18 protein-coding genes are annotated in these 26,407 nt (G+C 45.9%); 13 read left to right on the plus strand and 5 right to left on the minus strand.

All coding sequences use genetic code 11. From position 1 onward, the window contains the following. Window positions 1–25: 25 nt before the first annotated feature. Both ACNI29_RS16750 and ACNI29_RS16755 read right to left on the minus strand, forming a co-directional pair. Complete coding sequence (locus ACNI29_RS16750) at window positions 26–1,426, minus strand: amino acid permease (RefSeq protein WP_419779515.1); 1,401 nt, start codon at window positions 1,424–1,426, stop codon at window positions 26–28. A gap of 36 nt (window positions 1,427–1,462) precedes the next feature. Then, complete coding sequence (locus tag ACNI29_RS16755) at window positions 1,463–3,763, minus strand: Orn/Lys/Arg family decarboxylase (protein WP_419779516.1); 2,301 nt, start codon at window positions 3,761–3,763, stop codon at window positions 1,463–1,465. A 215-nt stretch (window positions 3,764–3,978) separates the two neighbouring features. Between ACNI29_RS16755 and ACNI29_RS16760 the strand changes: the two genes are divergently transcribed. After that, the gene (locus ACNI29_RS16760) at window positions 3,979–7,203 is read left to right on the plus strand and encodes a transporter substrate-binding domain-containing protein (protein ID WP_419779517.1); all 3,225 of its coding nucleotides are present in this window, start codon (window positions 3,979–3,981) and stop codon (window positions 7,201–7,203) included. An 89-nt stretch (window positions 7,204–7,292) separates the two neighbouring features. Here the strand turns inward: ACNI29_RS16760 and ACNI29_RS16765 are convergent, their stop codons facing one another. Together ACNI29_RS16765 and ACNI29_RS16770 are read right to left on the minus strand one after the other, a co-directional pair. Continuing rightward, entirely contained in the window at window positions 7,293–7,901 is a 609-nt protein-coding gene (locus tag ACNI29_RS16765) for a hypothetical protein (RefSeq protein ID WP_419779518.1), read from the minus strand. Between the two features lie 222 nt (window positions 7,902–8,123). Beyond that, window positions 8,124–10,640, minus strand: a complete 2,517-nt coding sequence (locus ACNI29_RS16770) for a sigma 54-interacting transcriptional regulator (protein ID WP_419779519.1) — start codon at window positions 10,638–10,640, stop codon at window positions 8,124–8,126. Window positions 10,641–10,986: 346 nt separating this feature from the next. On the opposite strand from ACNI29_RS16770, the gene ACNI29_RS16775 reads away from it, so the two are divergent. Then, a complete protein-coding gene (locus ACNI29_RS16775; protein ID WP_419779520.1) occupies window positions 10,987–12,525 on the plus strand; it encodes a sensor histidine kinase in 1,539 nt (512 codons plus the stop codon). A 78-nt stretch (window positions 12,526–12,603) separates the two neighbouring features. Here ACNI29_RS16775 and ACNI29_RS16780 read toward each other — a convergent pair whose 3' ends face one another. Then, window positions 12,604–15,621, minus strand: a complete 3,018-nt coding sequence (locus ACNI29_RS16780) for a hypothetical protein (RefSeq protein ID WP_419779521.1) — start codon at window positions 15,619–15,621, stop codon at window positions 12,604–12,606. Window positions 15,622–15,907: 286 nt separating this feature from the next. On the opposite strand from ACNI29_RS16780, the gene ACNI29_RS16785 reads away from it, so the two are divergent. The 11 genes from ACNI29_RS16785 (at window position 15,908) to ACNI29_RS16835 (ending at window position 26,369) form a co-directional block, all read left to right on the plus strand. Next, entirely contained in the window at window positions 15,908–16,306 is a 399-nt protein-coding gene (locus tag ACNI29_RS16785) for a response regulator (protein WP_419779522.1), read from the plus strand. A 42-nt stretch (window positions 16,307–16,348) separates the two neighbouring features. After that, entirely contained in the window at window positions 16,349–17,248 is a 900-nt protein-coding gene (locus ACNI29_RS16790; RefSeq protein WP_419779523.1) for a response regulator, read from the plus strand. A gap of 32 nt (window positions 17,249–17,280) precedes the next feature. Next, window positions 17,281–19,131, plus strand: coding sequence for an SLC13 family permease (locus ACNI29_RS16795; protein WP_419779524.1), 1,851 nt, complete (start codon window positions 17,281–17,283; stop codon window positions 19,129–19,131). A gap of 52 nt (window positions 19,132–19,183) precedes the next feature. Next, on the plus strand, window positions 19,184–19,336 hold the full coding sequence (locus tag ACNI29_RS16800) for a hypothetical protein (protein ID WP_419779525.1): 153 nt from the start codon (window positions 19,184–19,186) through the stop codon (window positions 19,334–19,336). 9 nt (window positions 19,337–19,345) lie between these two features. Beyond that, window positions 19,346–19,888 carry a hypothetical protein gene (locus tag ACNI29_RS16805; RefSeq protein WP_419779526.1) on the plus strand — a complete coding sequence of 181 codons (543 nt, stop codon included), beginning with the start codon at window positions 19,346–19,348 and terminating at the stop codon, window positions 19,886–19,888. Between the two features lie 115 nt (window positions 19,889–20,003). Further along, entirely contained in the window at window positions 20,004–20,387 is a 384-nt protein-coding gene (locus tag ACNI29_RS16810) for a response regulator (RefSeq protein WP_419779527.1), read from the plus strand. 14 nt (window positions 20,388–20,401) lie between these two features. After that, window positions 20,402–22,972: a PEP/pyruvate-binding domain-containing protein gene (locus ACNI29_RS16815; protein WP_419779528.1), complete on the plus strand. Its 2,571-nt coding sequence runs from the start codon at window positions 20,402–20,404 to the stop codon at window positions 22,970–22,972. Further along, window positions 22,969–24,651 (plus strand): ATP-binding protein, encoded by a 1,683-nt coding sequence (locus ACNI29_RS16820; protein ID WP_419779529.1) that lies wholly within the window; start codon window positions 22,969–22,971, stop codon window positions 24,649–24,651. The genes ACNI29_RS16815 and ACNI29_RS16820 overlap by 4 nt, the downstream gene beginning before the upstream one ends. Beyond that, window positions 24,639–25,052, plus strand: coding sequence for a sigma-54-dependent transcriptional regulator (locus ACNI29_RS16825; protein ID WP_419779530.1), 414 nt, complete (start codon window positions 24,639–24,641; stop codon window positions 25,050–25,052). Before ACNI29_RS16820 ends, ACNI29_RS16825 begins: the two co-directional genes overlap by 13 nt. Continuing rightward, a complete protein-coding gene (locus ACNI29_RS16830; RefSeq protein WP_419779531.1) occupies window positions 25,033–25,947 on the plus strand; it encodes a sensor histidine kinase in 915 nt (304 codons plus the stop codon). Before ACNI29_RS16825 ends, ACNI29_RS16830 begins: the two co-directional genes overlap by 20 nt. After that, on the plus strand, window positions 25,944–26,369 hold the full coding sequence (locus tag ACNI29_RS16835) for a response regulator (protein WP_419779532.1): 426 nt from the start codon (window positions 25,944–25,946) through the stop codon (window positions 26,367–26,369). The genes ACNI29_RS16830 and ACNI29_RS16835 overlap by 4 nt, the downstream gene beginning before the upstream one ends. Window positions 26,370–26,407 lie beyond the last annotated feature (38 nt).

Raw genomic sequence — 26,407 nt, forward strand, 5'->3', positions numbered from 1 at the left:
TCCTCCCCTGATTCATTTATTCGATTCAGCGTTTTTTTACGGCCCTGTTGTAGAAGTAGATAGGGACATAGGTGAATACTGAAATCCCCACGACAAGAAATCCAATGTAGCCCGCAGAGGCTGAAAACCCTTCGTCCAGAACAGCCTTGGGCGGGATGAAACCGAAAACAAAAACAAAGATGCAGGTTACTATGGCTAGGCCGGATACACACCAGATACCGATTTTTCCACCGGGAATGGTGTAGCCTCTTTTCACGTCCGGCCTTGTATAACGCAGCTTTATGGCAGCTGCGAACATGAGCAGATACATGATCAGGTACAGTTGTACCGCCAGTGCACTCATGAGCATGAACGCACTGGATACCGTAGGCATGAACAGGATAGCGCATGAAACGAGCGCGGAAAGGGTTGTCTGGATAATCAGTATGTTGGTCGGGATGCCGTAACGATTGGTCTTCTGCCACATTTTGGGCAGGTAACCTTCGCGGGCCACCTCGCGTATGCCTTTGGAGGGGCCGACCATCCAAGTGATGACCATGGTCAAGGCTCCGTAAGCCATCAGGAAACAGATGACCGGGGTCATGAACTCCATCTTATGAATCTGGAACAGCTTGTCGAATGCCTGACATACCCCGGCACTGAGGCTTACACCGTCTGCCGGGACAACCATGGCGATTGCCAGTGATCCCAACGCGGACAGGCCGATGATAAGAGCACTGGCTGCAAAGATCGCCTTGGGGTAATTCACCGCCGGATTGCGGACCTCATTCACATGCACCGCCGACATCTCCATGCCTGTAAAAGAAATCAGCATTGCCGCAAGGAGCATGAGCTGTTGCAGACTTTCTATGTCGGGCATGAGGGCTGCCGGGGTAAAGGGAATCTGTACCGTGCCCCCGGACAGTACATGGTCAATACCGAGTACAATGATCAGGATTCCGGGTACAATCGTGCCCACAATGGCTCCGGAAGAACTGAAGAAGGCCGAAAGCTTCATGTCCCGGAAGTTCAGGAATGTCGCCAACCACAGGCTGATCTGAATGACCGCCACGATAAACCATTTGTTATCTGCAAGTTGCGGATTAAAGGTGTAGGCGATGGCTGATCCGGCAAAAGCAAGCACAGCCGGGAACCAGGGCAGATTTTCAACCCATTGCATGAAAATGGCCACGAATCCCCATTTGGGTCCGAAAGCCTCCCGCACCCAGAGATAAACCCCGCCTTCATCATCCCAGCCGGAAGCAAGTTCCGCTGCCACAAGGGCCGAAGGAATGAAAAAACTGAGCGAGCCAAGGGCGAGGTAGAATATCAATCCCCAGCCGTATTCTGCTAGTCCCGGAAGGGCGCGTAATGACAGAATGGCCGCCACATTAATCATCATCAGTGTGAAAACTGATAATTTATTTTTGGAGCCGGATCCTGTCATACACCCCTCCGGTTTAATTGTGATCTTGTTAGCAATTTATTTCTTCAGGCACATGGTTTTGAAATACTTCTTACCGTCGCGCTCAATGCGTTCCACTCCGTGGATATCGCTCTCGTATCCGGGGAATACGTTTTCAAAGTCCTGACGGGCCATGAGGTAATCAAAAACTGGCTGGGCTTTATCGTTGAGGATCTCACCGCCCATGATCACCGGGATGCCTGGAGGATAGGGCACAACCATAACCGCCGGGATGCGGTCTTTCATCTCGGAAAGCTCGACATACTCAACGTTTTTGCGGACTACGGCGTGGTATGCTTCGGATGGTTTGATGGCCTGTTCGGGTATAACCTGAAATGCAGCCTGCATTTTATCGAGCAGTTTATGTTCCTTGTAGTAGTTGTGAATAGCGTTGCAGTGGTCTTTTACTCCAACTCCGGCATAGGTTTCCGGGTAGTCTTTGACCAGAGCGGGAAGGACAACATCAAGAGGCAGGTTGGCGTCATATGCTTCTTTGAATTGGAGCAGTCCGGCAAGAAGTGACCCCTGTTTGGCTTTGTTGGTTCCTATGGAGTTCAGCATCAGGAAGGAGTAATAGTCGGTCTTTTCGCAGACGATACCGTGATTGATCAGGTAGTCGGTTACGATTGAGGCCGGGATTCCCTCATCTTCCATAGTTCCGTCATGACGCAACCCCGGGGTGGTGAAAGTCAGTTTGATGGGATCGAGCATGGCGTATTCGTCTTCCATGTCCTCAAAGCCGTGCCAGTTGTCTTCGGCAGAGAACACCCACGGGTGCTGGTTGGTGCACAGGTATTCCGTATCTACGTCTTCAAACTTTTTGTAATCTTTGCCTACGAGGACTTTTTCCGGCTGCCACATCTCGAAGAACCAGCTGCCCTGTTCCTTCATCTCGCTGGCGATCATGGAAACCTTTTTACGCAGATTCACGGCCTCGACCATAGTGTCATGCATAAGCACTTCGCCGCTGTCGTCCATCATCTTGGTGGCAACATCAAGGGAAGCGATCATGCTGTACTGCGGTGAGGTTGAGCCGTGCATCATATATGATTCATTGAGTTCGTCAGGGTCAATTTTGATGCTGCTTCCGTCGCGGACATGCAGCATGGAAGCCTGTGAGAAGGCGGTCAGCAGCTTGTGGGTGGAGTGGGAGCAGAAGATGGGCGGATGGTGCTCATTGCGGTCATCGTCAGCCATGCCGAAGTGGTCTTTGTACATAGGATGGAACCGGGCGTAAGCGTACCAAGCTTCATCAAAATGGAGGTTGTCCACGCTCTTCTGGAGCTGTTTTTTGATATTGATGACGTTGTAGCAGACTCCGTCATAAGTGGAGTTGGTCAGTGCGGACATGCGCACGCTCTGCTTTTTAAGCTCTTCGGGGATGAGCTTGTTGTCGCGGACCTTGGATTGGATGGATTCTTCGGAAAATTCGGAAAGGCGGCAGGGGCCGATGATGCCGCGCTTGTTTCGCCGGGGGACCATGTAGATGGGGTAGGCATCAGTGATGACCATAGCGTAGTTCAGAGATTTGTGGCAGTTGCGGTCCACAAAGGCGATATCGTCGCGGACCAGCTGGCTGCGCCAGATTATCTGGTTGACGTTGGATGTGCCGTTAAGCACGTAGTAGGTCTGGTCTGCGCCGAAAACACGTGCGGAGTTCTTTTCTGCGTCACCGACAACGCCGCTGTGATCAAGCAGGGAACCGAGTTCAGGTACGGATATGGATAGGTCGGAGCGGAAAACGTTTTCGCCGTAGAACTTGTGCATGGCTACCCCGGCGGGGCTTTTGAGGAACCCTTCGCCGCCCATATGCCCGGGAGTGTGCCATGCGTATTTGTATGCTTCGGAGTATTTAACCATTTCTCCAAAAAAGACCGGAAATACAGACTGCACATATTCCACAAGGCGGGTTTCGATACGCCCGGCCAGAAATTCAGCGGTATCGGCAGTCTTCCAGAGGCATTCATTGATCTGGGCGAGTACCTCTGTGGGGATGTTTTCCATGGTAACCCGCTCAGTCAGCAGGAAAATGGGTATTTTCTTATTCCGTTTGCGGATTTCATTAAGGAGATATCCGGGGCTTTCTTCTTCGTCGTCACGCTCGAAGCGAATATCCCAGTCAATGACAACAGCGCCCAGATCGGCGCGTGAAATGAATATTTCAGCAGCATCTTCATAGCTGTATGAAGGATAAACCGAGCATTCCTGTTCTTTGATCAATTCATCTTCAAGGCTGCGCAGCCTTAAGCCTTCATCGTTCTTTGCATCGAACTGTGCAGAAACAATAAGCACCGGCCACATATGTCTGGTAATTTTCATTCCCCAACTCCTGATGTTTTAACAAGATCGCACATGATTAAAAGTATATACATGGAGTCTATTACACCAATAAAAATGATATTGCTACATCAATTCCGTATTTGAATGCAGCTGTTGCGCATTGGGGGCTTATCTTCTCTTCCCTTGTCTGGGGGGGGGAAAATGCCGTAAGTCAGTAGCGATTGTATTATAATTCAAATTCATGTGAGGCAGTTATGTCTTATCCACATCATATGCGTTTTGCTGTATTTATATCTTTTTTAATTCTTCTACTTAGCTTTCAGCTGGTTCAGGCTAAAGATAAAATTACCATTGCCATAGATAGTAACTATACACCGATGTTTTTTTATACGCCTACAGGTGATCACGCTGGAATTCTTGTTGAAATATGGGAGTTATGGAGTAAGCAGACAAAGATAGAGGTAGATTTCGTCGCTGGAACTTGGGATGAAACTTTGGCTATGGTCAAATCAGGAGAGGTGGATATTCATTCGGGCTTATTTAAGAGTGATCGGCGTGCAGCATGGTTGGATTTTTCAGATGCTTTGCATTCGGTTAATAGTGCGTTTTATCAGCTGGCTGATTCTGAAACTTTTTCGTTGGCTGAATTGGATGGTAAGAAATTTGGGGTTGTCGCAGGAACTTATCAAGCTGATTACCTAAAGGAAAATTTTAATAATATTACGATCAACGAGTATCTTGACCATGATGTGTCTGTAAATGAATTATTAGCTGGTAAAGTTGATGTTATTTTTGGTGAAGTCACGACTGTTTCGATGATTTCGAGAAGGTTGGGATGCGAGGAACTTGTCATTCGAATACCGAATTCAACTACATCCAATACCGTTCATGCTGGCGTCCTTAAAGGTAACACTGATTTAATAAAGATAATTAATGAAGGTTTCCGGGATATCAAGAAGCAGAGGCTTGAAGAAATTAATAAGCGTTGGAATAAAAGTTCTGGAGATCGTTTTTATCAAGATGACAAAGCGGGTTCCAGCGTTGTTTTAACTAATGAAGAAAAGAGATATATTCAACAAAACCCTATACTGTTATTGGCATCAACCCCCAATTGGCCTCCATTTGAGATGAAGCTGGAAGATGGTACTTATGCCGGTATCGCAGCGGATTATATTCGGCTTGCAGCCAGTAAAGTCGGTCTCGATATTGAGCCTGTTTTTGATACTAGCTGGCAAGCCCAGATGAAAAAACTCCAAATAGGAAAAGTTGATGCCGCGCCGGGATTGAATGAAACATCAAAACGACTCAGGGATTTTATTTTTACCAAACCTTACATGGAATATTATTCCGCCATATTTACTACGGCGGATCGTGAAGACATTTTTTCTGCTGAAGATTTATTTGGAAAAACAGTTGCTTTGGAGGACGGTTATGCCATTGCCTGTAATTTACAGGCCGACTATCCTGAAATTAAAATATTGCTTGTTAAGACTACGCAGGAGGCTCTTGAAGCTGTTGTAACAGGACAAGCTGATGCATACATAGGTAACCAAATTGTAGCTTCTTACTTTATTAAAAAATATACTTTGCTTGATTTAAAGATGGTTAGTCTATGGAAAACTGATTTACCTGGCCAGATTCGTGTGGCTGTTGCTAAAGATAATTCAATTTTAAGGGATATACTTCAGAAAGGACTCGATGCTATAGGTAAGGATGAAAAGCAATCTATATTAGATTGTTACTTTAATGAATCTGATTTTCAGCAAAAGGTATTTTCTCTTACTAAAGAACAATGGTCGTGGCTTAAGTCTCATCCACAATTAAAGCTTGGAATGTATCCGCAAAGCGCACCTTTAGAATTTGTTGATATGGATGGCAATATTCATGGGATATCATCTGAATATTTGAAATTTATTCAGGGCAAGATTAATGTTTCGATTACTCCTGTGAGTGGTTTGAACTGGAAAGAAGTCCTTCAGTACGCCAAGGAAGGGCGATTGGATATTTTGTCTTCAGTAGCGAAAACCCCAGCAAAGGAGAAATACCTCCTTTTTACCGATCCATATATTGAATTTCCTATTGTTGTGTTTTCATCTAAACAAACTCCGCTAATCAGCCAGTTGTCTGATATCTTGGATGATAGAATCGCTGTGGTTGATGGATATGCAACCCATGAATATTTGATTTCAGATTATCCGGAATTGGAATTAGTAATATATCCGACAGTTCTTGATGCAATAAATGCAGTCTCGCTGGGTAAGGTAGATTGGTTTATCAATGATTTGGCTACGAGTAGTTATGTTATTGAGCAAAAAGGGATCACGAATTTAAAGGTAGCGGCTGCAACTGATTATGTAATGCCGCTTGCAATGGCTGTACGTAAAGATTTGCCGGAGTTGCTTGAAATATTAAATAAGGCTTTGAGCGTTATTTCCGATGATCAGGCTGAAGAATTTAACGGAAAATGGCTGGCCCTGAAGTTTGATCACGGCTTGGATATATACACAGTCATGACCTGGGCATTGCCTATTACTGGTGGTGTGCTTTTAATCATAGGTCTGATTGTGCTGTGGAACCGAAAACTCGGCAGCGAAATTTCAGAGAGAAAAAAGGCACAGGCGGAACTGGCCGAAACTTTAAGTTCCTTGGATGAAAAGAATGAAATGCTCGAAGGGCTTTCTGCAAAACTGGCTAAATATCTTTCTCCACAGGTTTATTATTCAATTTTTTCCGGTGACCGGGATGTTGTTTTATCTACAGAGCGTAAGAAACTTACGGTCTTTTTTTCAGATATAAAAGATTTTACCCAGACGACAGATGACATGCAGCCTGAAGACCTTACAGCTTTGCTCAATCATTATTTTACCGAGATGTCAGCTATTGCTCTTGAGTATGGAGCTACCATTGATAAATTCATAGGTGATGCAATGCTCATGTTCTTTGGCGATCCTGAATCTAAAGGCGTAAAGGAAGATGCCGAGCTTTGTGTTCGCATGGCGGTCGCGATGCAGAAACGCATGGTGCAGCTTGAAAAAGAGTGGCAGGGCATGGGTTTCGATAAGCCTTTTAAAATGCGGGTGGGCATTAATACAGGGTATTGCAACGTTGGCAACTTCGGCTCTGAATCACGGATGGATTATACGATTATTGGCGGGGAAGTTAACCTTGCTGCCCGTCTTGAAGGGCAGGCAGATCCCGGCGGAGTTCTTATGTCCTCCGAGACTTATAGTTTAGTCAGAAAAATTGTGAATGCTGAAGAACGCACTCCTATAGCGGTTAAAGGTATTCGCCGCAGCATTCAACCATATGCCGTGATTTCAATCTGCGGTGAGGATGGCTCTTGCGCTGAATATGGCAATGTTATCAGTTACAGTGAGCAGGGCGTTGATCTTTCGATAGATCTTGAAAAATTGTTGCCGGAAAAACGCAAGGCTCTTTCAGAGCGTTTAAATGAAATTGCTTTATCACTGACTGAATAGGTTTTCTGTAATCGGGGCTGCCATAGGATTTTGTCATTGATTGTCGCCTTAAACGAGGGGAAATCGCTTATGGCAGCCCCAGATTTGTACTAAAGGAAATTGATTGAAGGAGAAGGGAAGGGAGTGCCGCGATGGGGCAGATCTCCCTGCTCGGCAAACTCGTGCCTTACTTGTTCAAGGTCAATAATTTTGGGTTCTACAAGAGTAAATCCCTGAGCCTCACACCAGTCATTGCGGTCTGCAAATTCGCCATTATACCTTGCATCGTCGAGGATGAAATAGTCGTCTTCGCCCATGATACGGTCCCATTGGTGGAGCATGAACTCAAATTTATCAGGATTGAATTCTGTCACATTGTCCCATTCCCATGAGAATTTACATATTTCATTGTCATAGCCGAGAACGGCAAGATACTTTGCGTTACTGTCGAGAAAGATGCGTCGTCGTATTTTTACAGGGTTTTGGGTGATCTTGGCGTAGTCGAATTCAACCGGTTTGTCGTCAAGAGTGATTCTTAAAGAGCAGTCAGAATCAATTTTCATGCCCCATGTTGTTGTTTTGCCTTTCCGCCACCAATTCATGATTTTCATAGAATAAACTTTCGGACCATATTCATTAATAGTCTTTGCAGTTTTTTCTGATACCGGATGCAGGGCCAGATCGCACGAACGGCCATGAGCAGATATTCTGAGTTTCATTGTAGTGTCCTCCTTAAGGTTAGCTTTGCACATATTATTGAGGACTTGTTTTGCATAGCTTATGCCATAATCTTGGAATTGTTTGTTGTTTTTTTGTTCTTATATTTAAGTGTCTTAATTGGTTTGCCGATTGTTGATGATCTGGCAAAATCTTAGTTTGCGCAATGTCAGGTTGCAGGGGAAATAATGTTTTCCTGCAACTTAAGCTGTTGGCTCCAGAGTTTATGATTCCACTATATATCGGGTTGACGGGCCGCGTCCTGTTTTGCGAAGTTTTCCGGCTTTGACCAGTATTTGCAAGTCGTAAATGGCTGTCCGGGACGGAAGCCTTCCTCCTACGGTTTTTTGATATTCACTGCGGGAGACTGAATCCATTGTGCGGATAACTTCCCATGCCTTGAGCTGGCGTTCATTGAGGGGAGTCTTCCGCAATTCTTCTTGTTCCATGATTTCGTCGCGCGTATCATCATGATGGGGAACAGTGTCTTCGATTTCTAGTTTTTCTTTTTTAGCTTCTGGGTGCTCATATTCTGCATAGGAGCAGTGTTCATTTTCAAGTTTGATTTCTTTAGCTTGAATGAGCTTGTCATTAGCCATAACGACAGCTCTTGTTATGCTGTTGACCAGTTCCCGGACGTTCCCGGGCCATTGGTAACCCTTGAGCTTGGAAACAGCCCCGCGACTGAGGGTGATGTCTTTTTTGTCAGTGAGATTTTCGGCCTGCTTCATATAATACAGACTCAAAAGTGGGATACTTTCCGGATGTTCGCGGAGTGCCGGTGTTTGGATCATGAGAACTTTAAGACGGTAGTATAAGTCTTCCCGGAAGAGTTTTTCTTTAATAAGGGTTGTCAGGTCGGCGTTGGTGGCGACAATGATCCTTATATCAAAGCCGATTTCCTGATCACTGCCCAGCGGTTTGAGTCGGCGGGAAGCAATGGCCCGCAACAGTGATTGTTGGACTTTCAGTGAAGCTGATTGGATTTCATCAAGAAACAGTGTGCCGCCATCGGCTTCTATGAAAGCTCCTTTGCGGTCTGTTTTTGCATCTGAAAATGCTCCTTTGACATGTCCAAAGAGTGCATCGAGAAGAAGATTTTCATCCAGTGCTCCACAGTTAATTGAAATGAAAGACTTTTCCCGGCGGGCACTGTTGTTGTGGATCGCTTCAGCAACCAACTGCTTTCCTGTTCCTGTTTCACCGTAAACAAGTACATCAACGTCCACCTCAGCGGCTTTGAGTATTTCATTCTTGAGATTATTGATCAGTTTCCCATAGCCTATAATTTCAGGAATGACAGTCACATCCATATTGGCAAGGGCTTGGTTTTCCTTTTGCAGGTCGGCCTTTTCCTGGCTGTTGATGGCTACAAGCTTTTCATCTTTGGCTTTCATCAGAATATACTGGCTGTTAACATGCCGTATAATTCTGTTGAAAGCTTTTTGCAGCACTTGCAGGTCATTGTCTTTATACTGCAAATCCACTTCTTTGAGCTGATCCAGTGATGTTTGTTCTGACATTACCGCAGCAAACTCCCTGATGGGTCTGGTCAGGGATCTGCCGAAAAATAAGACAACCAGAATTGTTGCAAGAACCGCGATACCTGAGACTACAAGCAGAATATTCATGAAGTCGTAGCCCGCTACTTTCGGTAGAACACTTCGGTCAGTATAGATAATGCCGCCGTACACTTCAGGCTCTGCGTCGGGATGTTTTTTGAAGCATACCGGAGCATATGCAAGGGTGGGAATTGTAGAGGAGTGCTGCCCGGATTCATGAAACATGAACTCCAGACCTTTGTCTTTCTTTTGAATTTTGCCGATTCTTTCCCAGTAGTCAGCGTGAATTTCGCTTGGTCGGAAGGCTACATTGTGCTCTGCTTTGCCCAAAGTGCCTTGATAATTCTGTCTTGCGAGAAAGGATGTCAGTTCAGATGTGTTATCTTCCTTTGGAATGGACTGGAAAAGGATCCAACCCTGTGGGTCAACGAAATAGCTGAACCGCAGCTCCTCGCTTCGCTGGAAAGACCAAAGCGGGGATCTTTTGGAGTCATATAGGGTTAGAAAGTCACGCAATTTTTCAGCCTTCACGGATAGGAACATTACTCCGTCAAAGTTCCCCTCTTTGTTCGGGGATTTTATGTAAAAGCGGATTACCTTTTCTTTGACCAGCATGTTTCCGTTTTTGGCGTTCTGTACCGGATAGGTAATTTCACGGATGTATGAAGGCCGTACTTCGGCAGCTTTCAATGATGATAATTTTTCAAGTTCCAGCAAAGGGTTTGGGCTGACCCTTGTCAGGGACGTGTCATCAAGTTCTGTCACCCTGCCGTTTCTGTTGACCAGTATCTGCGGCTTCCCGGTGGAGGCCGGAATATAAGCCAGTTCATAATAAGGAATGCCCCCGGCCATGATTCTGTTTTGAAACTGGATACGGATATCTTCGTTTTTCTGCTTGCTTAGAGCAAAATACCGGAGGTCTGTTGCGCAATTGTCCATGAATATTTCTATGTCGTGGACAATTGCAAGATTCTGCATGGCTACCGTTCTGCCAAGAGCTATTCTGATGTAATCCTTGGAAACTTTATATGATGCTGCGCCCACGATAAGAATGATGATCAGGATTGTCGGCAGCAGTGATAACAGCAGCTTACCGCGTAGACCCGTCCTATTCCAGAGTCTTTGGGGAAAAATCGTACAGCCGGTGTTTTGTTCAATGGTCTGTGCATGTTCAGACATAGCCTTTATCCCATGTTTTTATCTTAATTCAAAATTTCAGTGTCACTATTATTAGCGTTAGAGTTGCAGCCGTGTACTTGTCAAGGCAATTCGGCATGGTGATTGCTTTTCTTTTGCCTGTAGATGTATGCGGAAATTATACCAGAATTTTTTTCGGTGTAATAATTTGAAATAATGTAATTAAATCTAGCAAAGAAGACAGGGTGGTCACGTGGAAAAAACACGCAAGTATCACGGAATAAGAAGGGTGCTCCTGTTATCAATGATAGCTGTCCCCTTTGTTCCATTAATTGTGGCAGCAACTATCGGTTATTATTCCCACATAAAGTCTATGGAGCAGCTCGCTATGTCTGCAGTCAGGCTGGCAGCAGTTGATCATGGTGAGATGGTAGTCTTTTTCCTGAATGAACGCAGGGCTGACCTTATGGAATCATTGGATCTGCTCGGAGGTGACATCAGGGATACAGAACAAGTTAGGGAGTTGCTCGGAGAACTGCGTAGTTTAAGGAAAGATATGTATTCAGATCTAGGTTTGATTGATGCTGAGGGCAATCAAGTGGCTTATGTCGGAGAATATCCGCTCGAGAATAAAAACTATTTGAATTCAGGGTGGTATAAAGAAACAGTCAGCAATGGATACAATATTAGTGATATTTATCTCGGACTGAGGGGAGTGCCGCATTTGAATGTGTCAGTATCAAAGATGATTGATAATAAAGAATGGGTATTGCGGGCAACGTTGCGTCCTGCTGCATTAAGAAAGATCGTTGAAAAGGTTAATATCGGTGTGTCCGGAGAAGCATATATAATTAACGGTGACAACAGATTACAGACTTCCAGACGTAGCGGTGGGGACATTTTCGATCAGGATTCATATGGTTATCCAGATCAGAAAGACGGGGTCATGACTTTCAGCGGTTCAGAGAACGGCGAAAAATATATATTTGCGTCTACCAGCCTTAACGGCGGCAAGTGGAGACTGGTTGTTCGCCAGAAACGTTCGGACGCATTCCGTTCAAGCAGCAGTGCCCTATATCTGATCCTTGCTATACTGGTTTGTGGAGGATCGGTTCTGGTTGTGTTGGCTGTGGTTGCCAGTAACAGGGTGTATGATACGTTAACCAGACAGGCTGATACTGTCTGTGAACTTGAAGGCCAGTTTTTGCGCGCCGCCAAACTTGCTGAACTGGGTGAGATGTCAGCCGGGTTTGCCCATGAAATAAATAATCCTTTGCAGATAATGAAAAGTGATCTGGCTTTGCTTGCTCTGATGTTGAAAGAGGAAACGGAAAGAATCGGAGAATGCGAAAACAGTGCTGAAATTGCAGAGATTAGTCGCCAATTAAATTTGCAAATTGATCGGTGTGCAGGGATTACGCGTGAAATTCTTAATTTTGGACGTCAGAATAAGCCTGAATTAAAAGAGATAAATATTGTGGACTATTTACCACTGGTCGCCAAGATGGTGGAGAAAAAAGCAGAGTTGGAAGGAATCAGGTTCATCATAGATGTGGACGGACGGACTCCTCATGTCCTCGCGGATCAAGGTCTTTTACAACAGGTGATGGTTAATTTGTTAAACAATGCCATTCATGCCGTTGTGGAACAGCATGGTTCAGCAGGCGGCGAGATAGTCATAGCCGCAGGCGAGGATCAAAATGGAAATGTTCTAATCAAAGTTGGTGATAATGGTATAGGTATCCATGAAACAGATATTGAGCGCATTTTCCTGCCTTTCTATTCAACAAAGAAAAACAGTCACGGAACAGGGCTGGGACTTGCTGTATGCCATACTGTAATAGATTCACTTGACGGTAGTTTGAGGGTTAAAAGTGAACGGCATAAGGGAACTGAATTCAGCATAGTCCTGCCTGCTGTCAGTTAGTTGGTGTTAAATTAATAAAGGCCGGAACTGCATATTTCAGAAGGGCAGGTTCCGGCCTTTTTTTAAGGATATGTTCTTCTAATTTTTTTGTGGAGCAATAATCCGGTCTAACTCGAAAAGGTAACCTTTGTGCCTGCGTAAATAAAAGGACAGGGGTTTGGAAAAATTATTTCCAATCAAGCCGTCTACTATGATGTGTGATACGGATTTTTTCTCACGCAGGATCTGCTGGGATGATCTGAAAATGTTCTTTTCATTCTTTGACATACCCTTGATTGCTTGTTGCAGGGCTTCTTTGGCCCGGGGTTGGTACATGCGCAGATAGAGCAGGTCCAAAGCGTTTGCCATTAATATCGAATCGTCACAAACCCCGCGCCTGCGGCAGAGCTTAATGAATTCTGCTGGATTTTCGAGGAGTGAAAGCAGGTCCTTGTTCGGGAATCTGACTTCCATTTCAGAAAAGAAGTCCAACACCTGACGTATTTTTTCTTCGTAGTCCCAGGATCGGGCTGTTATGTTTTCCTTACGGTCCGCCATTCCTTCAAGAAACCCGGCGGCAAAGTCCGAAGCCAGTTTTGATATGACAGCTGCCCATTGCTGAATGAGCATGTCTATTTCCGGTACTCCGCAAATATAGAGGAGTGCGGAAATTGTGTAACTGAAGACAATGGCAATAGGGATTGAAATTATGCTGCGGAAGAAGTTACCGAAGGCAGCTTCTTTGGGCAGTTCCCGCATGATATTGTGACTTGTTATGTATATTCCGTTTGTTATCGCCATGATTGTGTAAAGCATGGTCGGGTTGGTGGTTACGTTGATATCGAACAGACCGTCCAGCACCATTGATTTACATAACCAGTCCAGAAGCGGAACAGAGAATCCTGTGAATAGAAGGGAATCGGCAATGCGGTTCCAATTGATAAAATCGCTCCAGACCAGATAAGGTGAGCGCTTGAGTCCTCCTCCACCGAGTATCGACTGGATGATGTTACGGAAGCCGGTGATGGAAAACCAGATCAGCCCTCCCAGCCATGCCAGAACCCACCAGTCCTTGGTAAGGTAAAAGGTCAAAAAGGCCGGTATGAAGCCGATGATAATTTTGAGTATGTTCTTGAGTGTACTGTTTATATACTGCGGTTCAGTCTTATTCTCGGTATCCGGTTTTTGCCTGATTAAGGATAATCCGTTTCCGGTATTCTGCGATAATCCTCCCAATGGACTAATATTACCGCACTGTCCGTGTTCGATACGGTAGTTGGAAATTTCCCATTTTTTTTCTTTCCGGTGTAATATTTCGCGTAAGAGAAATGCATCTTTTACATGGTTTATGAAATTGCTTGAAAGCAGTGGGATATTTCGTTGCGACGTATATTTTATGATTAAGGAAATATTTGCGGAGACAGGTAGACATTTTCTGTCAGGATTTTCTTTGATTTCCTTTCGCGCACGCGGTGGCAGGGTTTCGGCCACAGCGAATCCCATACCGATGGCCCGTAATGATCCTCCGGTAGATCCGCTTCCTATTTTAGTTTTTAATTTGCGGTGTTTATAGCTGTTGTTTAAGTCTTCTATATGATGTTGGATATGTATAAACTTTTCAAGTTGTTCACTCTTGTCAGGTTCTTCGGTCTTTTTTAGCTTATCAACACAGCTACGAACTATTTTTTTTAGGCCTATGGAGTTACCTGTGTTCAGTGCCTGCAGCAGTTTGTTGAACGGAACCCGGTTCGGGAAATGTTCTTCTGTGATATTTTTAAGGTTAATCAATTCAAAGTGCGTGATCCGTCCTTTGCAATCGTATACAAGTTCCACAACGTCTTCCAATTCCATATTTTCCAGAATCAGGGTTATTCTGCTGGAAGGGCTGGCTTTGAGCAGTTTTGCTGTTAATTCTTCAGGTGAAAAGACTGTGGAATCATTCCTGTTTTTAGGCGCAGTTGGGTTGTCGGGGTTAGGAAGATCAGAATTAGCTTGCGGGGAAAGATAGCGCACAGTGATAGTGTCTGGATCAAGCAGGTTTATGGAGTCTACCTGCTTATCAATTCTGCTTTTTTCTTCAGTACTCGCAAGAAGATATATTGCGGCAAGCTCTTTCACTCTCTGTTTGAAGTGGGGAAGTGAAATTTCATGAATATACTTCCCGAGATGGGTCAGGGTAGGTGCTACGGATTTCAAGCTGTTTAGAAATTCAGTGTAGTCTATATTAGGAAGTTTGACCCCGACTTCAAGTTCAATGGATTGCCGGTGCACAGAGTTGAATTTTGCAGTCACCCGGCGGATATATTCAGCATGGACTTCCTGGGAAGTTCTTCCGAACTGCATTATTTCCTGCACTTTGGCGTTTTCAAAAAATTCCGCAATATCATTTTGGTCTATAATATTTTTCGGGGTCCACACAAATTTTACATACCTGTTGCGCACCAGTGCTCTTAATTCAATTCCGAACTCTACTTTTATATCCAGAATTTGCGCTGCAGAATACAGTTCAGTTGCGACTTCCGGGGAGAGGAAGTCGTAATAAACAACGCGCAACCTGCGAATTCCTTTAATCCATGCGTCCATAACCAGATGGGAGGCGGATTTCCTTCCTTTACTGTTCGCATCGTGCACCCGGTCATCAAATGTCAGCTGATTCCATTCCTCCGGCATTTCAAGGAGATGGTATTTTTTTAGTTGTTCACGGATAAAGCTGCTTTTACCGAACGAAACACTTCTGAAGTCATGAGCCAGCCGGAGTTGTTTCTGTTCATCATTACCCGATCTGATGATTTCTTTTGCGATCTGGATAAGAACTCGTGCTCTGTTGTTTCGCAGTGTGGTTTTTGATGTGGCCATAACTTCATTTTTCAGGGCGGATAGGGCGCGCAGTCTCTCGTTAACCTCATCTGATTCAAGAGAACCAAGAAGGTTAAAAGCCGCATAGGCAATTCTGATGCCGTAGGGAGCAGCCAGTTCTTTAATGCCGTGGGGCTTGAGGTAAGGGCTGAGCAAGGACCTGAAGCGTGTCTGGTCTTTCTTGCGTGAAATAATATCGTTGAAAAGTTCAACCAGCAGATGGTCGTTACGGTCGAAGTAGATGAAATTGTAATTAAGCATGTCGTCTCCTGTTCTTATCTATTGCATGATAATCTTTGCATTTCCAGTGCCACAGCCCCGCTTTTGCCCCTTTATTTCTTCCAATGCTTTTTCTGCTGTTTTTGTTTGCTCAAAGCATCCTCTGTTTTGCCCTTTGCGCGATATGTGTTGCGTGTATTTATTCTTTTAAATCAGTGCTTTATTTGTTGGCATGCCGTCTGCATTAGTGAGTGTGGTTTCATTGGTTTGCTCTGTGCAACCGCAATCAATTTAAAAGGATGAACTCAAAATGAGGAACACAAGAATCATGCTTGTAGACGACGAGGAGCGTCTGCTTTGCACTACCAAGAAGCTGTTCGAGAAGTTAGGATTTGAAGTTTTGACCTGCTCGTCAGGGAAACAAGCACTCGAATTGCTGGAGCAGACAGATGTACACGTTGTCTTTCTTGACATCAAAATGCCGGGCATGGACGGCATCGAAACTTTGCAGCGAATCAAAAAGAAGTTCCCGTTTGTGGAAGTGGTTATCCTGACAGGGCACGCCTCAATGGAGGCGGCGGTGGAAGGCTTGAAATTGGGTGCATTCGATTTCTTGATCAAACCGGTGAGTATGAAGGAGCTGCTAGAAAATGTAGAGGAGGCGTCAGCAAAAATACATAGACAAAAGCAACGATTTCTTTCGGCCCGGAAGGAAAGTCAAACATAAGCTTTCCTTCCGGTTAAAGTTGAAATTTAAGGAGGTTATATAATGGAGATTATTAAAGTCCTCATGGTTGATGATGAGGAACGTTTTCGTGAGACAACAGCGAAGATCCTTACACGTAAGGGCTTCGAAACGATGCTTGCAGGAAGCGGGGAAGAGGCACTGGATATGCTGGACCATTCGCCGGATGTCATCATTCTTGATGTCAGGATGGGCGGAATGGACGGTCACGAAACCCTTGAAAGGATCCGGGATAAGGATTCCAAAATTCCTATCATCATGCTCACCGGGCATGGTGATATTTCAGGAGCTAAAAAGGCCTATTCAGCAGGTGCTTATGATTATTTGGCAAAGCCTTGTGATATCGATCTTCTTGCAGCCAAAATCAATGATGCATTTCACAGTGTGGCTAAAGTTACGCTGCCTGAAAAGTCAGTTGGAAGTGTAATGATTCCTCTTGAGGAGTACACGGAGATCAAGGCGGACAGCACTGTAAGTGAAGCCATTACCGCTTTGCGTAAATCAATGCAGGGGCTGGTTGCGACAAACAGGCTTATGGAGTCCGGGCACCGTTCTGTGATCGCACGGAACGCGGACGGCAGTACTGCCGGCATTCTCAGTCCCCGCGATCTTCTTTATGCGGTTCTTCCAGAATACCTTTCAGCACCGAAACCTTCCACTGCGGACAGCCTTCAATATTCGGCAATGTTTTGGGACGGCCAATTCACAACTCTTGCAGAGAAGCTTGCGGGCAGAACTGTTCGTTCTCTGCTGTCTGGAGAGTTCCTGACTATCGAATCCTCAGCGAACCTTATGGAAGCGACTAATGCCCTTATCACCACGGGCAAGAGACGCATTATCGTTCAAGAGAACGGTAAAGATGTAGGCATCGTCAGGGAGCAGGAACTCTTTTACGAAATAGCTCGAATTATTTCGTCCAGATAATCACAGCAGATTTGCAATACAGAGGTAAACATATGTCAAACTCAAAGAAAAAAGCAACCGGATACGATAAGTTTGTCAACTGGAGGCTGCTGATTATTCCGGTAGTTCTGTTTTTTATCATCCTGGCTTTGCCCACATCACAGGGGATGAAAAAAGTCGGGATGCAATATTCCGTCGGTCCTAAGGTTGTAACCAACTACATAAGCGAACAGCTTTTCGGTGCAGGAAGTGCTGCTGTGGAACAATGGCAGGTGCTCACGGCTCGTATGATGGAACGGAACATGCGCATGGGCGCTTTAAGCAAGAAGCGGTTTATGAGCCGTGACGAGAAGTGGGTCAAGAAGTATAAGATTCCGGTTGATCCTTCCAACCTGGCTAAGGCCAGAGATTATGTGGAAAAAAATATCTCTGACGATGGCTTTAAGAAGATCATGAAAAGAGCGTACAGCCTGCGCATAAAGGACTTGAATTATTCCGACCTGTCCCAAAAGGATAAAAAGAGTGCTGATGGCGGGGCATGGAAAATTAAAGTCGCCATCGCTATGGTTGTATTCGTCGTCTTCTGCTTCATGACTGAGTGTATGCCCCTTCCGGGGGTGGCCTTTTGCATCGGATTGATTCTAGTGTTCTCCGGTGTTGTTACTCGAAGTCAGGTTGCCGGCTTGTACTGGAGTGATGCGGTCTGGTTTATCATGGGGTCACTCATGTTTGCGGCTGCTTTTGTTAAAACCGGAGTGGACAAGCGCATGTGTATGCTCATGTTCAAGAAGCTGGCAGTGCCGAATGTTCGCTGGATCACCCTGATTTTCTTTGTGGTAATCAGCCCGCTTGCGGCTTTCATTTCCGACCACGCCCTTGCCGCAATGTTTCTGCCCATCGGTATGCTCCTTTACCAGAACAGCCTTACCGACGAAGTTCCTGAAGATAAGGAACTGGCTAAAATGCTCATGATTTCAATTGCTATGGCGTGTAACATCGGTGGCCCCGGTGCTCCCTCAGGCGGTGCACGAAACGTAATCATGATGACTTACCTTACTGATATGTTCGGTATGGACATTGGTTATGCACAGTGGATCATGTACTGCATGCCCTTTGTAGTGGCCATGATTCCGGTTACCTGGTTAGTTTGTAACATGCTTTTCAAGCCCCGGATTACGTCTTTGGCCCCGGCTATGCGTCATCTTGAGAGCGAGATCAACAAGATGGGACGCTGGAACAGGGATCAGATCTGGGCCATGGTTATCTTTCTTGTGATGGTTTTCGGCTGGTTCACGGAAAAAGCTTTCTACAACATCGGCATATACCCGATCCGTCTCGGCATCGGTGTAATTGCGGTTGCCGGTGCGGTCGCCTATCTGCTGGCTGGAGTTGTTAACTGGCGAGATTATCAGGAGAAAGTAGATTGGGGTGTTGTCTGGCTTTATGCCGGTGCGATTATCTTCGGCAGGACTCTCGATCAAACAGGTGCTGCATATTGGCTGGCCCAATCCTGCATCGACATGCTGGCTCCGTTGGGCATGAGCGAAGGTTTACCGCTCATGCTGACCTCAAACGGTCTTACCGCAGTGCTGACCAACCTGATGGCTGACGGACCTGCTGCCGCAGCTGTAGGCCCGATTACCCTGAATATGGCAAGTATTGTTCATCCCGGAACAACCTTCCTTCCTTTCATGGCCATGGCTACCGCAGTGGCATCATCATTTGCCTACTGCCTGATCATCGGAACTCCTCCCAACGCAATCGTTTATGCTTCAGGTTATCTGGAGCCCAAGGATTACCTGCGGGTGGGGATTCCCATGTGGTTTGTTGCGAATATTCTCATCATCCTGCTCACAGCGGTTTACTGGAGCGGAATAGGTTTCGGCAGCCTGCCGTCCTTTTAAACCGGCAAGCCCGCGGCCGGTCCCGGCCGGCCGCATCTTAAGGGGATAGCTAATGAAAGTTGAAAAGCAAGTTGAAAAGAAATTCATCCATAAAAATGGAACTACATATTTTTCGAAAAAAACAGAACAGCAAATCCTTTTTGTACTGACCTCAGCCATGTTGCTTTGGGGGCTGGTCGAAGGAATCAGCAGCTACCTTAGCTAGGAGTACGTCATGACGAATACACAGGCACCGGCTGTGAAGATGGGAGTGCGAGAGTATCTGGAATCTCTGGTTTCTCTTATACGTTCCCCTGCCTCCTTTTTTGAGAGTGCCAATGATGAAACGGGCAGTAGGCGTGCTCTCATTTTCCTGATGATTTCGGGCTTGTTCTACTGTTCGGTAAGTATGACCTATTTTTTCGAAAATTCACTGGTTATGGGCGTGGTTATGATGGCCAATGCTGTGTTTATGCCGGCTTTGGGGGCCTGTTTTTCGTTCTGCATTATGAGAATGATGACTCCGTCCATGGCTTCCTATTCGAGTATTTTCAATGTTTATGCCTATTCCAGCGGGGCAGTGATGGTCATCTCATGGATACCGGGACTGGCAGTTGTCATGGAGCCGGTTCGGGCCCTTCTCGTGGGCGTAGGGCTTTATAAGACTGGAAAACTTGGTGGATTTCAATCTTTCGTAACAGTGGTGCTCACAGCGGTTCTGCTCTTGCTGTTTTTCTGGACAGTTGCGCCTCTTGTTGTGGCAGTTCGTGATTTTTAGAATTTGACCGCCGTATTTTTTTGTGACCGCTTAATGCTGATCACCATCCCCCCTCACTAGCAGGCCGGGAAACTCCCGCCCGGCCTGCGCTTGGGGAGGATTAAGGAGAAAAAGAATGAAAAGTATCCATGTCCTTCTAGTCGATGATGAAAATGATTTTCTTACAGCTTACAAACGCCGTCTTATTCGCCGCAATGTTGAAGTCAGTCTTGCCTCAAGCGGGCGGGAGGCTTTGCGAATGATTGAATGGACTGACTTTGACGCAGTTGTGCTGGATATCATGATGCCTGAAATGTCTGGAATCGAGACATTAAAGCGTTTGAAAGCCGTGAATCCGTCCATACCGGTGATCATTCTGACTGGACATGCGAATATGGAAGCTCTTGCACAAGTCTCGGGAGGAGGGGCTTTTGACTATCTTCTCAAGCCGGTCAGTACTGAAGAATTGTATTTCAAGATTATGGATGCGGTTCGAGAAGCCAGGATTGGCATCCATTGATGCAGGAGGCAGCCATGCGAACCTTCATAAATGCAATTTCCCGTATATTGAGAAATCCTTCTACTGATGACCGCAGCAGCTCATCTCGCTTTTTGGAGAGATGTGAGAATTTCCGTCTGCTGCTTGCATCCAATAATAGTGCCTTGAAAAGGATGGCTGAGTTAACTGAAGCTTCCCGGAGCGTTAAGCCTGTGGGAATGACCTATGTCAGGGCTGAAAATATCAGGATTTCCGCTGATGTGCGTAATATTATTGAGAGGCTGTGCCGTATTGCCCCCGGAAGGTATGAAAGGCTCAAGGATACTTTTAACAGGATTCTAGCGTTGATGGATAAGGAACTCTCCGTTGATGAAATGAGTCATGACGGGCCTAACATTCTTAACCTTCAAGATTTGAATTCCAGTCTGATCTCCGAAGCCGGATCAAAGATGGCCTTGCTGGGTGAGATCTCGTCTATTCCCGGAATTCGCGTCCCGGATGGTTTTTCCATTACAGCTTCTGCTTTTAGGAGCTTGTTGCGGGAAACCGGTCTTGGAGATGAACTGCAAAGGGTGGCTCAGATTTGCGGTGAAGAGAACTATGCATCTCTCAGGGTGCTGGAAAGAAATATTCAGGAAGCCATCAGTCTCTGTCAATTCCCAGAAGATCTTGAAAGTGAAATCTCTGCTGCTGCAAACCAATTGGCTGCCGGGCGAAAAATTTCTCATGCCGTGCGCAGCAGTGCCCTTTGTGAAGATAGTTCAGAGACAAGCTTTGCCGGACAATTTCATACGGAACTGGGAGTTGCACCTGACGAGGTGGTAGAGGCTTATCGTAATGTTCTTGCCAGTATGTATACTGCCTCCGCTGTTACCTATCGCCTGAATCATGGAATACGTGATGATGAAATGGTTATGTGTGTTGGTTGTGTGGAAATGATTGATGCTGTAGCCGGTGGGGTGGCTTACAGTCGTGATCCTTCCGGGCTTCATGAAGGGCAGATAATTGTTTCAGCTGTGCATGGCCTGCCCAGTTGTATTGTGAGCGGGATCACCAGAAGTGATTATTGGCGGTTGGACAGGGATTCTCTGGAAGTTCTTCATGAGGAGCTTGCCGATCAGGAATGGGGACAGTTCATGAATTTCGATGGAAGCGTTGTCCGCCGGAGGCTGAGGCCGGAAAAAGAGAATGTCCCGTCAATCGATTACGAAATACTTTCCAGTATAGCACAAACAGTACTGACCCTGGAAGATCATTTCGATTGCCCGCAGGATATGGAATGGGCATTGACCGGTGATGGGATGCTGTATGTTCTGCAATGCCGTCCTCTAGGAATAATGGCGCAACAGGATGTACTGGAAAGCTTTAATGATGGGCAGAGTTATCCTGTAATTATAGCTTCCTGCCAGCCCGCAAGTTCCGGGATTGCATCAGGAATTCCCTATTTTATCGAATATGGGCAAGACATGGCCGATTTCCCCTTAGGGGGAGTCCTCCTTACCAGAGTCGCCAGCCCTGAACTGGCGGCTCTGCTCCCTGATGCCTCAGCCGTTGTGGCCGAATTCGGTAGTTGTACCGGACATCTGGCAAATGTGGCCCGTGAGTATGAGATACCTGCTTTGATCGGTGTTCTCGGTGCTGTTGAGAAACTGAAGGGAGCAGGAGAGGTTATCGTTGACGCTGTTCAGGGCCGGGTTCTTTCGGGAAGCCTTGGTAGTAATGTTGGAAAAAGTAAGGTTCGAAATTCAGACACTCCGGTACGAAAAGCTCTTGAATCTGTACTTAAGCTGACTACTCCCCTGACTTTGACTGATCCCCGCAGCCCGGATTTTATACCGGAGAAATGTGAAACTCTGCACGATATTACACGTTTCTGCCATGAAAAAGCCGTTGTAGAAATGTTTAAGGAGCGTGCTGGAATTGATGACTCCGCAAGGCAGATCATGGACGGGGAAAGGCTGCAGTACTGGATTATCGATCTTGGCGGTGGAATCTCGGATGATATTGTTTCAAATGATGACGGATATGTGCGTTTAGAGGATATCCGCTCCAATGCGATGAAGTCCTTATGGTACGGCATGACCGGTTTTCCATGGGAAGGGCCTCCTGATGTATGTGCTGACGGTTTAGCTTCGGTTCTTTTCGGGGCTACCTGCAATCCGGCTCTGGTTCCGGGAGTGCGCAACAGCATGGGGGAACGCAGTTATTTCATAGTTGGCCGTAACTATTGCAGCCTGCAGTCCCGATTGGGCTTTCATTACTGCACGATTGAGGGTTTTGCCGGCGATGATACGGAAATGAATTACGTCCTTTTTCAATTTAAGGGCGGGGCCGCAGATATGGGCAGACGCTCCCTTAGATTGCGGCTGGTGGCTGAAATATTGGCTGAACATGGATTTCATACCGCAGTAAGTGAGGATGTCCTCTACGCCCGTATGGAAGGATTTCCTCTGGATATGGTCGAGAGGGGATTGGTTGTTGCCGGATATCTGCTTGTTCAGACCCGGCAGCTGGACATGGTAATGAAGGATGGTTCTGCGATTGAGAACTATCGGAATAAATTTCACAGGGAGATTGGGATCCTGCTCTCGGGAGGTGGAAAATGAAAGCTTTCCACTATCTCCAGTTGAAATGGAAATTGACTGCAACAGCTCTGTCCTTTTCGCTCATTCCCTTGTTCCTGCTGGGCTTTGTTCTTTATGATCAATTCAGTGATTCCTATGAAGATAAACTGTGCAGTAATCTGCGGCTGACCGTACTCAACAAGGCTGATGCCATTGATATGTTTCTGGAGGAACGTGTCGTTCAATTACAGAATATAGCCAATACCAATTATTTTTCTGAAATTTCAAATCAGGAAAAACTTAACAGCCTGTTTGATGCCATTTACAGCACATCGAATTCATTTATTGATCTTGGTGTATTTGATCAGCAGGGTAACCATGTTGCCTATTGCGGTCCTTATGATTTGAAGAACATCAATTATCAGGACCAGCGGTGGTTCAATCAGGCCATGCTTAAAGGGGTGTTTATCAGTGATGTTTTTATGGGGTACAGGAATTTTCCTCATTTCGTGATCGCCGTTAAACGCCGTGAACTGGGTCGGACATGGATTTTGCGGGCCACCATTGATTCTGATGTTTTTAATTCACTGGTGAGTAACGTCCGTACCGGGTTGCTGGGTGATGCATATTTAATCAACTCCAGTTCCTTGCTGCAGACATCATCCAGACGTAACGGCGAGATTCTTTCCAAGGCAATCCTTCCCGGTTTTTCTCCCGGTGGCAGTGTCGATATAATTAAATGGAATGATCACGGGACTCGAATTGTGGCCGGGATAATGCAATTAGGCATGGTCGACTGGAGTCTCGTAGTTCTTGAAAATCCTGAAGAGGAGCTTTCCCCGGTTATTCGTGATCAGTCACTCGTTTTTGTATTGCTATTTGTCTGTGCTCTGATGATTTCTACCGGGACATATTTCGTCATCACTTCCATCATCAGTAAATTAATGGTTGCGGATAAAGACAAGGCTCTTATGGATGCCACGGTCATGCAGTCTTCAAAGATGGCATCACTTGGTAAAATGGCTGCCGGAGTGGCCCATGAGGTCAACAATCCCCTTTCCATTATCAGGGAAAGTGCAGGTTGGGTCAGGGACATGATTACTGATGGTGATTTCGAGGGTGTGGCTTCCCTTCCAAAGCTGGAAGAGGCCCTTGGGGATATTGAACGTCATGTGGAACGGGCCCGCTCGGTAACACACAGAATGCTTGGTTTTGCCCGCAGCATGGAACCGGTGCAGGATGATGTCGATCTCAATCAGCTGGTCCGGGAGACAGTGTCATTTCTGGATAATGAAATTTTATACCGGACCATTTGGGTCACGTATGATCTCAGCCCGGACCTTCCTGCTATCTCAACTGATTTTAACCAGATCCAGCAGGTTATCTTAAATCTCATGGAAAATGCAATTGATGCCGTGGAAAATGACGGTTCTATAAGGATTTCAACCCGAAGCGGGGGTGATTTCGTTGAGCTCGAAATTGCTGATTCCGGTCCGGGAATTCCACCTGAACTCCTCAACAAGGTGTTCGATCCCTTTTTCACCACCAAGTCAGCCGGGGAAGGTACGGGATTAGGCCTTTCCATTATTTATACGATTCTCAACAGAATAGGGGGGAGTGTCAGGGCCCAAAATAAGCCTGAAGGCGGAGCGCAGTTTATTGTGCGGTTGCCGCTGGTTAACAGGAATATCTTCATTCAGGAGGAATCATGTCCAGAATAAAGCTGCTTGTTGTGGATGATGAAGCTGATTTTTTGAAGCTGGTCAAAAGAAGGCTAGAAAGAAGAAATTTTGATGTCGAAGTGGCTTCCGGTGGAGCTGAAGCTTTACATTTTCTTTCCGCCAATCCTGTGGATGTCGTCATTCTTGATGTGAGGATGCCCGGTATGAGCGGAATGGATGCCCTTAAACATATGCGCCGTAAGCATAGTGAAGTGGAAGTGATCATGCTTACGGGTCACAGCTCAGTAGCTTCCGGTCTGGAAGGAATAAGTCACGGAGCTTATGACTATATTCTTAAACCTTTTGAAATCGACGACCTTATTGAAAGGATTCGAAGTGCTTATGAGCATGCGGTCTTAAAACGTGAAGGTGGTGGAGAAAATGTCCGCTCTGGAAGTTAGAGATTTCAATGTGTTACGACATGTCTTTTTCGGGCTTGTGTTAATCTGTGCCGCAGGATCACTGGTCAATGCAGGTTACACAGCCTTTGTTGGAGTTATTGCTGGTGTGGCCGGTTTTTCATTGCTTGGGGCTATTCAGCAACAGTTGTTGCGCTCAAGGCGCAGAAATCTTGAATTGGAATGCCAGCTTACTCATCTTAAGCGCATGAATTCTTTTGATGAAATGTCTGCCGGTATAGCCCATGAGATTAATAACCCTTTGAATATAATTATGCAGGAAGCCGAGATAATAAGGGTTAGTCTTGAATTTTCAGAGAGTTGTCCGCTTACGGATGAGATTGATGAAAGTATAGAAGTCATCAGGGCTCAGGTTCAGCGATGTTCAGAAGTCACTTGCAAATTGTTGGATATGGCCCGGAACAGATTGCCAGTCACACAACGTGTGGACATCAACAAACTGTTGAAAGGATTGCTTGTGCTGGTGGAGGAAGAAGCTGAAGGGAAAAAGATAAAGGTGATTCGCGATATTTCATCAGATAGCCTTTTTGCCAACACGGATCCTCCGTTATTGCGGCAGGTATTTTTGAATCTTTTTAAAAACGCGATTCAGGCCGTTGGTCAGAAAGGGGAGATTGTCATTTCCAGCAGGCGTGAGGGTGAAGGAATTATTGTCACTGTTGCTGATAATGGTTCCGGTATTGCTGAAGAAAATCTCCCTCATATTTTCACTCCCTTTTTCACAACCAAAAGTTCTGAAGAGGGAACAGGAATTGGTCTCGCTGTAAGTCTGCGCATTATCAATCAGCTGGGAGGCACTATCGATGTAGAGTCCTCACCCGGTAAGGGGACAGTCTTTTCGGTGGCAATTCCCGCAGATGGAACGAGGTCGTCATGAGCAATAAAGGACGGATTCTGATTGTCGATGATGAGGATCGGTTCAGGGCAAGTCTGCAACACATCCTTGATAAATCCGGATTTGAGGTTGTGGCGGTTGCCGACGGAATGGCCGCCCTGCATGTGCTTGAAAAGGGTGACGTGGATGTTGTCCTACTGGACAGCAATATGCCCGGTCTTTCGGGCGAAGATGTTTTCACGATTATCAAGAAGCATGGAATAGCAGTGGAAATAATTCTCCTGACTGGTTTTCCGGTCATTGAAAATGCTCTCAAGATGATGCGAAACGGTGTTTTCGACTATCTGGCCAAGCCGATAGCGATTGAGAAGCTTTTATCCGTGATCGAGTTGGCGGTGGAGAACAAGCGAATCAGGAATTGGGACGAAGGTGCTGTAGATATTATCAACTGCAATATTGACTGACGCTGTCCTTATTCCCGGTTAAACAACGTAAAGAGTGG

Source organism: Maridesulfovibrio spiralis (SeqCode) (assembly GCF_048571135.1).
GTDB classification, from domain to species: domain Bacteria; phylum Desulfobacterota; class Desulfovibrionia; order Desulfovibrionales; family Desulfovibrionaceae; genus Maridesulfovibrio; species Maridesulfovibrio spiralis.